The following is a 13,736-nucleotide window of genomic DNA, read 5'->3' as shown; positions in this document are numbered from 1 at the left end:
CGTGGAAAAACTGGTCATAAATGATCTGCCGATGTCCGTCGTCGACTTCACGTGCAGGAGGATCGCGGCTCCGGCCTTGCTACCGCGGCAGGCGGGTGGTCACCTCGGGGCATCAGGCCAAGCGTGAGTAGCGCGGATAGAAGGGTGACCGCGCAAGCCGCGTTGAGTGCCAGTGGAAGGCTGATCAGTTCGCTCAGGGTAGGTCCGGCGAACGCCCCGGCCATGCTTGCCGCGGCTTCGACGGTGACGAAGGCCGAGCTGACCCGGCCGAGGAGCTCCTTCGGAGTGGCTCGTTGCAGCCAGGTCTGGATGGCGACCAGAACGGTGACTCCCGGCACTCCGAGAAGAACCGCGGCGGTCAGCGCGACGGGGAGCGACGCGGCGTTGAACATGAGAAAGAACGCGCCGGCGACGAGTGACTGACTCAGGGCGATGATCGTCCTGGGGGAGAAGTGGTCGACGAGTCGTCGGCTGATGGGCGCTCCCAGGAGAAAGCCGAGGCCCAACGCGGACAGGAGGTAGCCGACCTGGACGCTTCCCCCCAGGCGTGTCACGCCGAAGGGGATGAGCAGAGCGGTGAGTGCTGCGTTCGCGAGCAGGTACGCGCTGTTCGTGGCCAGCAGCGCCCGTGTTGCCGCGGCTTGCCGAAGATGACGTAGCCCTTGGATGAAGTCGGTGAGCACCTTGTGGGCGGGGCCGTGCGCGCGGGACCGTGTTGTGGTGCGGGCGATGGCCGTCGCGGACAGCAGGCCGGCGGCGATCGCGGCACCGATGACCGTGTTGATGCCAGAGGCGGCGAACAACAGGCCGCCGATTGGCGGAGCGCTCAGTCCAACCACCCCGGTCGTGAAGGCGCCGAGCGCGTTCGCGCTGGTGAGAAGTGGGCCGACGCCTACGACGGTGGGGGTGTGTGCTTGGGCGGCCGGGCGAAAGAGCACCGCAGCTGTGCCTTGGCCGGTTGACGCCACGTAGATGAGCCAGATCGTCTCGGGTGTTTCGGCCAGGAGCGCCACGGAGATCGCCATCACGTGCATGAGGTCGGTGGTGATCATGATGCGGCGACGGTCCCACCGGTCGGCTATGACTCCGGCGAACGGCCCCAGGAGCAGGGCGGGCAAATATCTGAAGGCCAGGCTGAGGCCGGTCGCGAGCGCTGAGCCGGTGACGGCGTAGACGTGTGCGGGAACCGCGACGTCAAGCAGGCCGGTGCCGAGAGTGGCGATTGATCGCGCAGTCCAGAGCAGTCGGAAGTCTCGCACTCGTAAGGCCTGCAGCATGTTTCTCCCTTGAACTATTCTCTCAAGAGAGAAGCGCCGTCTTAACTATTCTGTCAAGATAGTCCTATGGATCACGTCGAACTTGGCCGGCGGTTGCGGAGCCGCCGCGCGGCCCTCGGCCGGACGGTCGCCTCGGTAGCCACGGAGGCCGGGTTGTCGGTGCCCTATGTGGCGAACTTGGAGAACGGCCGCGGTAACCCGACGGTCGACGTACTCGACCGGCTCGCTGACGCGCTGGGGACCCGGTTGGTGATCGGCCTTGCCGATCCGACCGCGGAGCCGGCGATCGCGGCTCTGCCGCCGTCGTTGGTGAATTTCTCGCAGAGCCGCCGCTTTCGGCGCGAAGTCGGCCGCCTCGCCGCCGTGTTGGAGGAAGACCATCGAGCGGTCCACGCCATGCTCGTCGACGCGCTGGCGGCTGTCGGTGGCGCGCTCCGGCGGGACCTGCGGGAAGCCGATTGGCAGAGGTTGCTCGATGCGGTGGTGCTGATCTTGGGCCATCCGTCAGAGTGACGACCGGGCCGCTCTGGATTTCCCCGACCTTCACAAGTGCTGTCGAGCTCCATGGGTGTCGACCGCGGTCGGGTCAGGTCCTCGCGCTGTCGCCGTTGAGGCTGTTTTGGATGTCGGCCTGTTTCTGTTCCACCACGGTCTTGATCAAGGCCGCCAGGCCGAGCGCGACTCCGGCGATGATGGCCGTGATGATCACCCACTCGACGGCCGAGGCGCCGTGGGTTGGGGCCATGCGCGCGCGATGGACCCGAATGGCCAAGCAGGTCCGCAGGTAGATGATCCAGGGGTGATGCACGGATCTCGAAATCCTCCATCGCGAGTGCGTGAGGAAGCTCGTGAAGCAGTCTTGAGAGCCACGTCCTCATGGCACTGAAAGCCACCGTCGATGTGCAGAGTGTGCCGGACGCTGCCGTGAACGAGATGAGGAACCAGCCCGGAATCTGGAACTCCATATATGCGACGGGGTGCGCATGTGTGGTGCGCCCGAGGGTCTGAGGGGGCTCACGAAGATCGGCATCCGGGTGTTCGGCGAGGCCGGCTCCACCCCAGGGGTCGGGGAGGGCTGCCCGCTCCGGCCGAAGGTGGCGAGCGGCTCGTGCGCCGAGCTGCGGTTCGTCAATGGGGTCCGAACAGCCGACGCCCGAGTTGCTCAGGCCTATCGGGCGTCTTCGGCGCCGCCGGCCCGACGTGTTGAATGCCGGGTTGCGTGGAAGCTCATGCTGATTCGACGGACAGGCGTCCTGGTGGGTCGGAACGGCCAGAGTCCGGTCGGGTTGGTGCCCGGGTGGCCGTGGTTCGGGACGCGCATATTTGACCGTTCGATCTAGATATGGCTAGGGTTCAGGGTATGGCGAGGACCAAGGAGTTCGACCCGGACGCGGCTCTGCAGAAAGCGCTGGAGTTGTTCTGGGAGCGGGGGTACGAGGCGACGTCCATGGCCGACCTGGTCCAGCATCTGGGTATCGCTCGGGCGAGCATCTACGCCACCTTCGGCGGCAAGCACGATCTCTATGTGAAGGCGTTCGAGAGGTACCAGGAGACCCGTGACCCCACTGTCGTGGAGGCGCTCTCTCAGCCGGGGCCGGCGCTTCCGGCCGTACGATCGCTGGTCGAAGCGTATGTCGAGGAGACCTTGTGCGATGAGCGCAGGCGCGGCTGCATGGTGGTCAACGCCGCCGTGGAGGTCATGTCGCGCGATCCGCAGATCGCTCGGAGGGTCGAGGCGAGCTGGGACTATTTGGAGACCGCGCTGACCTCGGCACTGACCCGGGCGCGTGCACAGGGCGAGATCTCGGACGACAAGGACCCGCGCGCTCTGGCCCGTTTCCTGCTCGTCGTGATGCAGGGCATGCGCGTCCTCGGCCGCGCGCATCCTGACCCCGGCAGGCTTCGTGACGCCGCCGCTCAGGCGCTGGCCGTCCTGGACTGAGGAAGTGTTCGTTGTGTCGAGAAGTGCTTTCGCGCGTCCAAATAACAGAACGATCGGTCTAGATAGGCGTGACACCTTGATGGCGTTCGTGCTGCTCGGGACCGTACAGATCACGCTCATCGCGACAATCACCGTCATCACCGTGGCGCTACCCGCCATCCAGCGCGATCTGCGCGGAGGTGAGGAAGAGCTGCTGCTCGTCAGCTCTGCCTATGGCCTGGCGTTCGGAGGACTGCTGCTGCTCGGCGGGCGGCTGGCGGACTCGCTGGGGCGTAGACGAGTGTTCGTCACCGGCATGGTCATTTTCGGCCTCGCCTCGGCTGCGGCCAGCTTCGCCCCGTGGCAGGCCTTGCTGCTGATCGCCCGGTTCGCCCAAGGGATCGGCGCGGCGCTGGCGGCACCGGCGGCGATGGCGTTGCTGGGCGTGGTGTTTCCTGATCGGCATCGCCGCGGGCGGGCCATGGCGGTTTGGGGCGTGCTGAGCAGTGGCGGCGCGACGGCGGGAACCGTGCTGTCGGGCGTAGTGATCACATGGGCGTCGTGGCGGTGGGTGTTCCTGGCGCCGGTGGTGGTGTCGGCCGTCGCGGTCACCGCGGCGTTCAGGCTTCTTCCCCCGGATCACCCGCCGAGCAGGAGTCGGATCGACTGGCTCGGTGCGGTCCTGGTGACCGCCGGCCTGGCCGTACTGATCTACGGGTTGCAGCACTCCGGCTGGATGGTCTTCGGCGGTGTCGTGCTCCTGGTCCTGTTCGGGCTGGCCGAGCGACACTCTTCAGCCCCGCTAGTGCCGTTGTCCTTCCTGTCCCGACGGGGCTTGCCCCTGATTGCCGTGATGCTCTGCGCCGGGGTGATGGCCACCGGGTTCTTCCTGCTCTCCCTTTACCTGCAGCAGGTCAGCGGCCTGTCCCCACTGCAGACGTCTGCCGCGTTCCTGCTGCCCGTGCCGGCCATCTTCGCGTCCGGCCCGCTGGCCGGACGACTCATCCCCCGCCTGGGGACCCGGCATGTGCTGGCGATCGGGCTGACCACGGCGGCCGCGGGTCTGCTGCTGCTCAGCCTGCTCGACGCGCCCTACGCCGGGCTGCTCGTCTTCCCGTTCGGAGCCGGCATGACATTCTCCGCCGCCACGCTCGCCGCGATGCAGGACGCGCGAGACGACCAGGCCGGCCTGGCGGGCGGGCTGCTGAACACCGCGATGGAAATCGGCCCGCCTCTTGGGCTCGCGGTGCTGGTCTCGCTCGCCACCGCCTACTCCCACGACCCATCGAGCGGCTATGCCTTCGCCCTGCGAATCGCCGCCGCCGCCCTGCTCTTTACCGCCCTGTTCTCGGCGCATGCGCGCCGTACCCAGAAAGTCAAGGAGAATTCGGAATGACCGCACGTTTCACCGGCAAGGTCGTACTCATCACCGGTGGAGGCTCTGGCATCGGCCGGGCGGCCGCGCTCGCCTTCGCCCGGGAAGGAGCGACTGTGGTGGTCGCCGGGCGCAGCATCGGCCCCCTCGAGCAGACCGTGAAGTTGATCGAGGACGAAGGCGGTCAGGCCGACGCTGTGGCCGCCGACGTCTCCTCCTCTGAGGACGTCGCCCGGCTTGTCACGACCACGGTGGAGCGCCACGGCGGGCTGCACATCGCGTTCAACAACGCGGGAGTGCTTGAGGCCGGACCAATCGCGGACATGGACGAGGCCGCCTGGGACCGCCAGTTGGCCGTGAACCTGACCGGTGTCTTCCTCAGCATGAAGCACGAGATCGCCCACATGCGCGGCCACGGCGGCGGCGTGATCGTTAACACTGCCTCCAACCTGGGCGCTCACATGCGACTGCCGTTCCTCGGCGCCTATGCGGCATCCAAGGCGGCCGTGAGCGCGCTGAGCCGGGCGGCTGCGAAGGAGTACATCGGGGAGGGCATCCGCATCAACGCGATCAGCCCGGGCCCCATCGACACCTCCATGTCCCTGGGACCCGGTGAGACCGAGGACGACCGCGCCGAACGGATGAAGGACGCACTGCCGATCGGCAGGGTCGGGACGCTCGACGAAGCGGCCTCCGCCGTGCTCTGGCTCGCATCACCCGAAGCGGGATTCGCCGTCGGTCACGACCTGGTCATCGACGGGGGTGCCAGCGCTTGATCCGCAGGAGGACATAACCACCGGCCGCCCACCCGCCGATCCGGGAACGAGACTTCTCAGATCTTGTGAGGTGGGCTTCCTCATCCCCGATCTCTACCGGCCTTCGTGTCTGGAGGCAGGGGGCCGGTCATACGGCTGCCTCCCGCACGCACGAAGAACGCCGCCCACCGACGTGAAAGGTGGGCGGCGCGCTCTCTGGGACGCGAGGCGGGGATCAGCAGTCGGCGACGCCGCTCGGTGCCTGCACGCCGGCGTAAAGCTGTGCGCGGCTGTATGCGCCGACCCACTCGCAGGGGCCGTCAGGCCACAGGTCGACCACAGCGCGCATCTTTCTCGCCGAGCCGCAGGCAACTATGTGCGCATCACCGGTCGAGGCGGGCGGGAGGTGGTCAAGCGGCGGCGGCCCCTCGAAGACGGCGGAGAGGGACTGCCGCCCGGCAGATGGCGGCTGACTTCCCCCTACGACATCGATGCCCGGTGGGCGGCCAAGGGCGAGGACCTGTTCTGGCACGCCTACAAGGTCCACATCAGCGAGACCTGCCACACCATCGCAGATGCCAAGGACGGCAGTAAGAAGGTCGTGCCGCCCAACCTGATCACGAACGTGGCCACCACGGACGCGACCGTGCCCGACAACCAGATGACCGACACGATCCATCAGGCGTTCCAGCAGCGGGGGCTGGTCCCGGCCGAGCACTACCTCGATTCCGGCTATCCGTCCGCCGAACTCCTCCTGATGGCCAGAAAGAAGTACGGGATCTCGCTGGTCACACCGGTTCTATTGGATCAATCGCCGCAGGCGCGCGCCGGCACCGGGTATGACCGCACCGCGTTCACCATCGACTGGGAGCGCGAGCAGGTCACCTGCCCGCAAGGCCAGGCGAGTGCCTCCTGGAGCCCATGTAGGCAACGCGGAACCGAATCGATCGTGGTCAAGTTCGGCGGTGAGGTCTGCCAGCCGTGCCCGGTTCGTTCCTTGTGTACCTCGGCCAAGAAGGGCGGACGCCAGCTCACCATCCGCGCCCGTCCACTTCAACAGGCGCTTGACCAGGCCCGAGCCGAGCAGGCCAGCAAGGACTGGCAGGACAAGTACAAGCTCCGTGCCGGAGTCGAGGGCACCATGCGCCAGGCCGTCGCGGTCACCGGCGTGCGGCGCGCCCGCTACCGAGGCCTGGCCAAGGTCCACCTCGAACACGTCTTCTCCGCTGTGGCGCTCAACCTGATCCGCCTGGACGCGTGGTGGAATGGGCACCCTCTCGACCGGAGCCGTACCGGCCACCTCGCCCGCCTTGAGCTCGCAGAAATCGCTCTGGCCGCCTGAGCTGAGTTAACCAGCAGGGTCGTCGACCACGGGGCGGCGGCCTCCGACCTTGCCTTGCTTTCGGGCGGTCTCCAGGCCGTTCTTGGTCTTGCGGACGATGTCGCGGCGGCGGTCCTCGGCCAGGGCGAGGGCCAGGTCGAGGATGAAGGAGCGTTCGGTGTGCTCGCCGGCGCCGATGCCCTCCAGCACCATCGGTCAGCCGAACCGCAGGACGAACCGCCCGCGAACGCCGCGCCGTTCGAGCGAGCGATGCGCGTCGCCGGCTCGGGAGGCCGGCAGTTCGCCGGCCACGCGGACGGTGAGCCGTCCTTCACCGGCGAGTTCGGCGAGCCGGTCGAGCTCGGCCGCGGCCTCGACGTAGTCGCGGACGAAGATCGGGGCGACGCGGACCCGGTCGGTCCCGTCGCCCCGGTAACCGCTGACGGTGACGACGGTGCCGCCGTCCTTGACGGCAGGGAGCACGGCGGCCTCCAGCACGGCGGCGTCGACGAGCCCGTCGACGCCGCCCGGGTGGTGGCGGCGGACCATTGCGGCGAAGTCGTCCCCCCGCGGCACAACCTCGTCGGCTCCGCACTCGCGGACGAAGGTCTCGTCCTGCCGGGCGGCGTCGGCGACGACGACCAGCCCGGCCTGCTTGGCGAGCTGGACGAAGTACCCGCCGACGGTGCCGGCGGCGCCGGTGACGGCGACCGTCGCGCCGGCCGGGAGCGCCAGCGTGTCGAGTGCGAGCCGGGCGGTGAGCCCGTTCATCGGGATGGTGGCGGCCTGAACGTCCGAGAGCCCGGCCGGGATCTTCGCGGCCGAGCGTGCCGACACGACGAGGTCTGCCCGGTAGCCGCCGTGCGCACCTGAGGGCACCACGATGGCCATGACGGCGTCCCCGATCGCGAACGGGCGGTCGACGGCGGGGCCGATCTCGGTGATCACGCCGGCAACCTCCATGCCCGGCACCCGCACCGTGTCCGCCTCATCCTGCCGCGGACGAGAACGGATCGTCGCGTCGGTCGGGTTCACCGTGGCGCTGCTCACCCGGATCCTGACCTGACCGGGACCGATCGGTTCGGCCGCCAGGTCGAGCTCGCCGAGAGCGTCCGGTCCGCCTGGCTGCGTCACTCCGATTGCTTGAACCATGGTCGTTTGTCACTCCATATTCGTTTTATTCGTTGCCGCCTGGGTGGCGATGGGCAGGGCCGACCGCGCCGCTGACGAGTCGCGGCGTGTGATTGACCCGGTTCGGCTACGGCGATGTGGGGGCGTGAAGACCCTCGAGCAGCAGGCCGCACACCTCGTCGAGTTCGGCGCCGATGCCGGGGTTCTGCCATTCGGCCGCGTGGGCGAGGTGGTTGAACTTGGCGGTGGCGTTGAAGACCACGCGGGCGGTGGCCTCCGCGTCGTCGGTGCGGAGGCTGCCGTCGGCGGCGCCGTCGGCGATGATGGCCGTCAGCTGGCCCAAGAGGTCGGCGACGTGGTCGGTGGCGACGCTGCTGTGCGCGGCCGCGAGGATTCCATAGGCGGCGAACAGCTCCGGGTCCTCGCGAATCTTGGCCTGCTTCACGGCCAGGACGGCGTGCAGCCAGGTACGCAGTCGCTGCGCTGGTGGGACCGCGCTGTCGGCGGCGATGACGGCGAGGGCGTCGCGGTTGCGGTCGAGCCAGCGCCGGGTCACGGCCTCGCGCAGCGCCTGCTTGGAGGGGAAGTGCTTGTAGACGGCGGCGTGGCTGACCCCGAGTGCCCGGGCGACGTCGACGACCGTTGCCTTGTCCGGTCCGTGGCGGCGCAGGATCTCCTCGGTGGCCGCCAGGATGGCGTTCGCATCCAGCGGGGTTCGGGCGGGCATCAGCGCCTGCCGCCCGTTCGCTCGCTGTCCAGTAGCGCGAGCAGGGCGGGGGCGTAGCGTTCTCCCGCGACCGCCCCTCGGGGGACGGCCTGCTCAATCGCGTCCAGGTCGTCCTCGGTCAGCCGCAGGCCGGCGGCGTCCACCGCCTCGGTGATGCGGTGCGGTCGGCTGGCCCCGACCAGCGTGACGATGTCGCGGTGTGCGCGCCCCTGCGAGAGCACCCACGCGATCGCGAGCTGCGCGACCGTGGCGCTGCGGGAGGTGGCGATCTCCCGCAGCCGCTCGACCAACGCGAGGTTGGTCTCGATGTTGCCGGCGGCGAAGCGGGGCAGGTGCCCGCGATGCCGTGCGTCGCCGGCCGACGGTCGCCACGTCCCGGTCAGCATTCCTTGGGCGAGCACCCCGTAGGCGGTGACGCCGATGCCCAGCTCGCGGCAGGTGGGCAGGATCTCGTCTTCGACACCGCGGCTGAACAGTGAGTATTCGATCTGGACGTCGGTGATCGGGTGCACGGCGTGGGCGCGGCGGATCGTCTCGGCGCCGACCTCGGACAGCCCGATGTCGCGCACGTAGCCTTTCTGCACCATCTCGGCGACGGCGCCGACGGTCTCCTCGATCGGGACAGCGGGGTCCAGCCGGGCCGGGCGATAGATGTCCACGTAATCGGTGCCCAGCCGCTGCAGCGAGTAGCCCAGGAAGTTCGGGATCGCGTCCGGTCGGCCGTTGATGCCGCGCACGCTGCCGTCCACACCGAACAACGCGCCGAACTTCACGCTCACTACGGCGCGGTCGCGATCGGCGGGTCGCAGCGCCTGCCCGATGAGCGTCTCGTTGTGCCCCATCCCGTAGTGGTCGGCCGTGTCGATGAACGTGATCCCGGCGTCGAGCGCGTTGCGAAGCGTCGCGATGCTCTGCTCGTCGGCGCTGCGTCCGTACGCGCCGGACATGCCTGCGCAACCGAGCCCGACCGCCCCCACACAGACGTCGGCGCCGAGTGTTCTCTGCTCCATACGAGAAACGCTAAGCGGGTTGGTAACAGATGTCAAAATTTGTAACTTGTTACCTTGGCGGTTGGGGGGCCTGGTAGCCGGTCAGCTCGCTGATCTCCGCCGGGACAGGCCACGCTGCCAGGGCACGCGCGGATGTCTCCTTCGCCTTGGCCCTGGCGATGAGCCGGTGCCCTTCCTGCGGGTGCGGGGCCGATCCCGGCACGGACGCCGAGCGTCTCGACGTAGCGGAGATACCCCCGCGGGCGCGGGGACGACACGGCGGGCGGATGGCCGGTTGGTACGCATAGCTGGCAGGCTCCGCATGGGGGACATTTCTGCCCCAGACATGGCGGCGGAATGACGCCTCGGTGCGGGCCGGTGGCCGCAAAGATTCGCCACCAACTGGGTATGCCTGTGGGTTGACGGCCCGCCGACAGCCAGTCGCGAAACTGGACGATCAAGAAACCGCACGTCCAGCCGGGCGGGTGGACACCGGCAGCCAGCCTCGAGGAGCGGCGGCCAAGTGAACTCGCGGAGAAAGCTCAAGCGCTACATCCACCGCTCCGCCCCAGCAGCCCTCGGACGCGGTACCAGGTGCCAGCTTGCCAGCTCTCGCGAGCCCACGGCCATGCGTCCGGACAACGACCGCCGACGAGAACCTCGACAAGCCTTCCCTTCCTGTCGGCGAACCTCCGAATCAGATCACTGACCGCGCAGCGTGCGTGTCCAGGGAGTATCCATGGCGAGGGCATCGATCGCCACCAGGACATTGCTGAGCAGGGCGTCCGCGAAGTAGCGGCGGATCTGCTCATCGGACGCACCGGAAACGGCGCGGACGTACTCCACTTGCTTGGCGTAACACCTGCGCACCGCCTCGCCGATGCCGGGCTCACCGGCACAGCCCTGAGCATGCATGAGGATCATCAGCACGTCCCGGTCGGCGATTACCTCGTCGTACGAGGTGGTCAGTGCCTGCATGACCGCCTGCGGGTCAGTGCTCCGCACTGACGCCGCCGCCATGGCGGCGGACTCGCGCAGGCGGTCTGAGCAGTAGTCGACCAGGGCGACGAACAGCGCTTCTTTGTCCTTGAACAGCCGGTACAAGTACCCCTGGGAGATGCCCGCGGCCTCGGCGACGTCCGTCGTCGAGGTGCCGTAATAACCCCGCGCTGCGAACGTCTTGATGGCCGTGCGCATGACCGTGGCCCGGCGCTCGTCAGCAGTGGAGCGCTGGCGCGTCCTGGTTTCCATGGAAGTAATCAACCACTTTCATGTATATGCGTCAAACCACGAAACGGTCCGATGCAGACATGCTCGGCGGACGCACTCAGTCGTCGCTGAACGCCGTGATCATGTCGTCAGTGCTGCCGCCGAGGGCCTCCATGGCGATCAGCGGGTTCCAGTAGTCGACGTAGCGGCTGATCTTGCCGTCCACGGTCTCGACCACCGAGATGTACGTCTGGTTGTAGGGGCGACCGGTCTCCAACGCGACACCCTCGGACTTGAGCTCCGCGATGACCAGCGTGGGGTCGACGGTCTCGTGGATGCGCACGTCGGTCATCGTCAAGCGGAAGGCCTTGGGGAAGTTGCTGATGTAGCAAGCATGTCCTCCCTGCTTTCGAGCCGCGTCGTATAGCCCTTGGGCGCATAGGGGAACTCCAGCACTCCGTCCTCCGTGAAGAGCTCGACCCACTCGCCGACCCGCCCGGTGGTCAGGAGGTCGAGGTGGTCCCGGAAAACCTGCTGCGCGGCAGCCCGGACGGCGGCGGCGTCCTTGGGAGTGGAAGTGGTGTCTGTCATGGTCGAAGGTCACTTTCTGGAGTAAAAGGGGAAGGCAATCAAGTAAGCGGTTGATTGCTTACTTACGGGCCCTGATTGCGGCCCTCCACCCTGACGGACGGAGGGCCAACCTCGTGCGCGGCGCCTATTTGGCCCCGACGCGCTTGTATTGATGTAAGTAATAGACCACTTTCATCTGCCGTGTCAAGCGTCTGCTGCTACCGCCTGGGGCCTCTGGTCCAGCGCACGGCCCGACTGCCCCTGATGATCGCGCTCCGGTCTGCCCGCCGGGCTACTCAGGGACCAGCTCGCCAGGGAGGCCGGCACGTCGTTCGACGACGACCGCGCCTTTGAGCTGTCGCCGCACAACATATTGTCCGGGCCCGCTGCGGCAGGAGCGGAAGCGAAGCGGTGCCTGAAACGCCGCCTGACGGACCACGTGTGGCGCGTCATAATCGCCGACGAGCGCAGAGCCAAGTCCTGCCCCACTCAAGCAACTTGACAAGACACAGAGGCACCCCGGGTTCATAGGAGAACTCTCAAGGTCGTCCGGCTTGATCGCATTCGATAGGTCGCTGATCAGGGGATCCAGGCCACCGCCGACGGTCGAACCCGGTCTGCGCGCCAGCACCGGTGCCGAGGTGCCAGAGGCGGACATCGAACTACCTATGTGACGCCTGTTTCAGGAGTGGCGGTTGCGGCGCAGTCGGTCGGGGTCTGGTCGTAGCGGTTGCGGAAGGCGCGGGCGAAATGGCCGCTGTCGGCGAACTGCCAGCGGGCGGCTATCTCCGTAATGGTCATACGCCGGTGCGGTGTGGTGAGCGCGCGGCGCGCCTCATCGAGGCGGCGATCCCGGATGTAGGTGCTCAGCGACTGCCCTTCATTGGCGAAGGCCCGTTGCAGGGTACGCACGGAGACGTTCAGTTTCCGCGCGAGAGTCGTGGGGGAGAGGGCGGGGTCGGTGAGCCGCCGGTCGGCCAAGTCCCGCGCGGCCTGGGCCAGCGCCGGCGACAGCCGGGGCTCAACGTCGTCGAGGCCACCTCGGACCGCGGCCCGGGCCAACTCGGCCAGGGTGTCGCGGGCGGCGTCGACCCCGGCCGGCCCGAGGCTGTCAAGCATCCGGCTCACCATGGTGGCGTGCGCGGTCAGCAGCCGCACCTCGGCAGTGTCGACCGGACCGGAGGCCGTCTTGCCCCGATTGCGCCGGATCTCGGCGGCGGGCAGCACGAGTACCTGGACGGTGGTGCGTGGCGTCGCGGCGAAGTGGGACAGCTTCCCCGTCTGTACCAGGAAGCGGCTGGCCGGTGCCGTGTGCTCGGTTCCCCCTGGTTCTCCGAACCACCAGGTGCCCCGGTGGATGATCCACAGGCGTACGTGATCGTCGGCCCCGACCCGTGGGCCCGCCGTCCGGAGGGCGGCCGCGTTCTCGAAGCGGTTGAACATCACGTCCCGCAGCCGGAACCCTCGGGACCGTGCCCCGAAGCCGGCGACGGTCGCCCGGCTGAAGGACGCCAGCGCGAAGGTCTCTCCCATCCGGGTCTGCCACTCGCGTGCGAAGTCGCTGAAGGCGTTCGCGCCGCTCAGGCTCATCGAGAGAGTGCCGTTCATCGTTGTCGCGAATCTTCCGTTCAGGTTGTCGCGCCGGTCCAAGCCCCGCGACCAAGCCCTTCCTATGGTTTCGTCGTGAAACAGCGCAATGTTAACGAGGTGGCGAAATTGAGCACGATCGCGATCGTCGGCGCAGGCCCGCAACTGGGTCGGGCCATCGGCCGGCGGTTCGCCGCAGAGGGGTTCGACGTGGCGCTGATCGCCCGCAACCGTACGACGCTCCAGGCGGTGGCCGACGATCTGTCCGGTGAGGGCGCCCGGGTCGAGGTGTTCCCCGCCGACGTCACCGACCGTCCCGCCCTGCACGCGGCGCTGACCGCCGCTGAGGAGCGGCTGGGGCCGATCGACGTACTTGAGTACTCGCCTGCGCCGGCCCCGGCCGACCTGCGCCGGGCGCCGCTTGTCGAGGCCACGAAGGTCACCGTCGACTCGGTTCTTGCCCAGCTGGATCTCTACCTGCTCGGCGGCGTCGCGGCGGTGCAGCACGTCCTGCCCGGCATGCTGGAGCGCGGCACGGGGACGGTTCTGGTCAGCAGTGGCGCGGGTTCCGGGCCGATGATTGCCCCACATGTGGCGAACGTTCAGATCGCCACCGGTGGGATGCGCAACTGGATCCTCAATCTGCATGCCGCGCTTTCCGGTACCGGCGTCTACGCCGCGCACGTGGCGATCGCCGCCTTCATCGGCCAAGGCGGCCACGCCTCCCAGCCTCAGACGATCGCCGACGCCTACTGGCGGCTGCACACCGGGCGCACCGAAGCCGAGCTGGTCATCCAGGACCTGCCGGACGACTACCTGGAACAAGGCCTGGCGGACAAGTTCAAGTCCTGAGCCTGTCGTTCAACGCTCAGGT

General features: G+C 68.0%; 16 protein-coding genes. 6 read left to right on the top strand and 10 right to left on the bottom strand.

Features of this window, described 5'->3' with window-relative positions; all coding sequences use genetic code 11:
- Positions 1–47: 47 nt before the first annotated feature.
- The gene (locus tag AWQ71_RS17865) at positions 48–1,277 is read right to left on the bottom strand and encodes an MFS transporter (RefSeq protein ID WP_067134578.1); all 1,230 of its coding nucleotides are present in this window, start codon (positions 1,275–1,277) and stop codon (positions 48–50) included.
- Positions 1,278–1,343: 66 nt separating this feature from the next.
- On the opposite strand from AWQ71_RS17865, the gene AWQ71_RS17860 reads away from it, so the two are divergent.
- Positions 1,344–1,790, top strand: a complete 447-nt coding sequence (locus tag AWQ71_RS17860) for a helix-turn-helix domain-containing protein (protein ID WP_067134576.1) — start codon at positions 1,344–1,346, stop codon at positions 1,788–1,790.
- A 73-nt stretch (positions 1,791–1,863) separates the two neighbouring features.
- Here AWQ71_RS17860 and AWQ71_RS17855 read toward each other — a convergent pair whose 3' ends face one another.
- Positions 1,864–2,085 (bottom strand): hypothetical protein, encoded by a 222-nt coding sequence (locus tag AWQ71_RS17855; RefSeq protein WP_067134575.1) that lies wholly within the window; start codon positions 2,083–2,085, stop codon positions 1,864–1,866.
- Between the two features lie 552 nt (positions 2,086–2,637).
- Between AWQ71_RS17855 and AWQ71_RS17850 the strand changes: the two genes are divergently transcribed.
- The 4 genes from AWQ71_RS17850 (at position 2,638) to AWQ71_RS17835 (ending at position 6,670) form a co-directional block, all read left to right on the top strand.
- On the top strand, positions 2,638–3,219 hold the full coding sequence (locus tag AWQ71_RS17850; RefSeq protein ID WP_067134816.1) for a TetR/AcrR family transcriptional regulator: 582 nt from the start codon (positions 2,638–2,640) through the stop codon (positions 3,217–3,219).
- Between the two features lie 79 nt (positions 3,220–3,298).
- On the top strand, positions 3,299–4,594 hold the full coding sequence (locus tag AWQ71_RS17845; RefSeq protein ID WP_067134573.1) for an MFS transporter: 1,296 nt from the start codon (positions 3,299–3,301) through the stop codon (positions 4,592–4,594).
- Positions 4,591–5,349 (top strand): SDR family NAD(P)-dependent oxidoreductase, encoded by a 759-nt coding sequence (locus tag AWQ71_RS17840; protein ID WP_067134571.1) that lies wholly within the window; start codon positions 4,591–4,593, stop codon positions 5,347–5,349. The genes AWQ71_RS17845 and AWQ71_RS17840 overlap by 4 nt, the downstream gene beginning before the upstream one ends.
- A gap of 355 nt (positions 5,350–5,704) precedes the next feature.
- Positions 5,705–6,670 carry a transposase gene (locus AWQ71_RS17835; protein WP_169806582.1) on the top strand — a complete coding sequence of 322 codons (966 nt, stop codon included), beginning with the start codon at positions 5,705–5,707 and terminating at the stop codon, positions 6,668–6,670.
- 6 nt (positions 6,671–6,676) lie between these two features.
- Here AWQ71_RS17835 and AWQ71_RS44420 read toward each other — a convergent pair whose 3' ends face one another.
- From AWQ71_RS44420 to AWQ71_RS17800, 8 genes are all read right to left on the bottom strand, one after another.
- Entirely contained in the window at positions 6,677–6,862 is a 186-nt protein-coding gene (locus AWQ71_RS44420) for a recombinase family protein (protein WP_067134570.1), read from the bottom strand.
- 3 nt (positions 6,863–6,865) lie between these two features.
- Positions 6,866–7,783 carry an NADP-dependent oxidoreductase gene (locus AWQ71_RS17825; protein WP_245658346.1) on the bottom strand — a complete coding sequence of 306 codons (918 nt, stop codon included), beginning with the start codon at positions 7,781–7,783 and terminating at the stop codon, positions 6,866–6,868.
- 124 nt (positions 7,784–7,907) lie between these two features.
- Positions 7,908–8,507 carry a TetR/AcrR family transcriptional regulator gene (locus AWQ71_RS17820; protein WP_067134565.1) on the bottom strand — a complete coding sequence of 200 codons (600 nt, stop codon included), beginning with the start codon at positions 8,505–8,507 and terminating at the stop codon, positions 7,908–7,910.
- Positions 8,507–9,517 carry an aldo/keto reductase gene (locus AWQ71_RS17815; RefSeq protein WP_067134563.1) on the bottom strand — a complete coding sequence of 337 codons (1,011 nt, stop codon included), beginning with the start codon at positions 9,515–9,517 and terminating at the stop codon, positions 8,507–8,509. The genes AWQ71_RS17820 and AWQ71_RS17815 overlap by 1 nt, the downstream gene beginning before the upstream one ends.
- Positions 9,518–10,198: 681 nt before the next feature.
- Entirely contained in the window at positions 10,199–10,747 is a 549-nt protein-coding gene (locus AWQ71_RS17810; RefSeq protein ID WP_084259001.1) for a TetR/AcrR family transcriptional regulator, read from the bottom strand.
- A 76-nt stretch (positions 10,748–10,823) separates the two neighbouring features.
- Positions 10,824–11,048: a nuclear transport factor 2 family protein gene (locus tag AWQ71_RS43285; RefSeq protein ID WP_218001835.1), complete on the bottom strand. Its 225-nt coding sequence runs from the start codon at positions 11,046–11,048 to the stop codon at positions 10,824–10,826.
- Between the two features lie 11 nt (positions 11,049–11,059).
- Positions 11,060–11,296, bottom strand: a complete 237-nt coding sequence (locus AWQ71_RS43280; RefSeq protein ID WP_218001834.1) for a nuclear transport factor 2 family protein — start codon at positions 11,294–11,296, stop codon at positions 11,060–11,062.
- A 645-nt stretch (positions 11,297–11,941) separates the two neighbouring features.
- A complete protein-coding gene (locus AWQ71_RS17800) occupies positions 11,942–12,883 on the bottom strand; it encodes a helix-turn-helix domain-containing protein (protein WP_067134812.1) in 942 nt (313 codons plus the stop codon).
- A gap of 75 nt (positions 12,884–12,958) precedes the next feature.
- On the opposite strand from AWQ71_RS17800, the gene AWQ71_RS17795 reads away from it, so the two are divergent.
- Positions 12,959–13,714: an SDR family NAD(P)-dependent oxidoreductase gene (locus AWQ71_RS17795; protein WP_218001833.1), complete on the top strand. Its 756-nt coding sequence runs from the start codon at positions 12,959–12,961 to the stop codon at positions 13,712–13,714.
- Positions 13,715–13,736 lie beyond the last annotated feature (22 nt).

It is taken from the genome of Microtetraspora malaysiensis (assembly GCF_001528665.1).
Taxonomy (GTDB): domain Bacteria; phylum Actinomycetota; class Actinomycetes; order Streptosporangiales; family Streptosporangiaceae; genus Microtetraspora_A; species Microtetraspora_A malaysiensis.
This window is presented reverse-complemented; position numbering and strand designations above follow the sequence as displayed.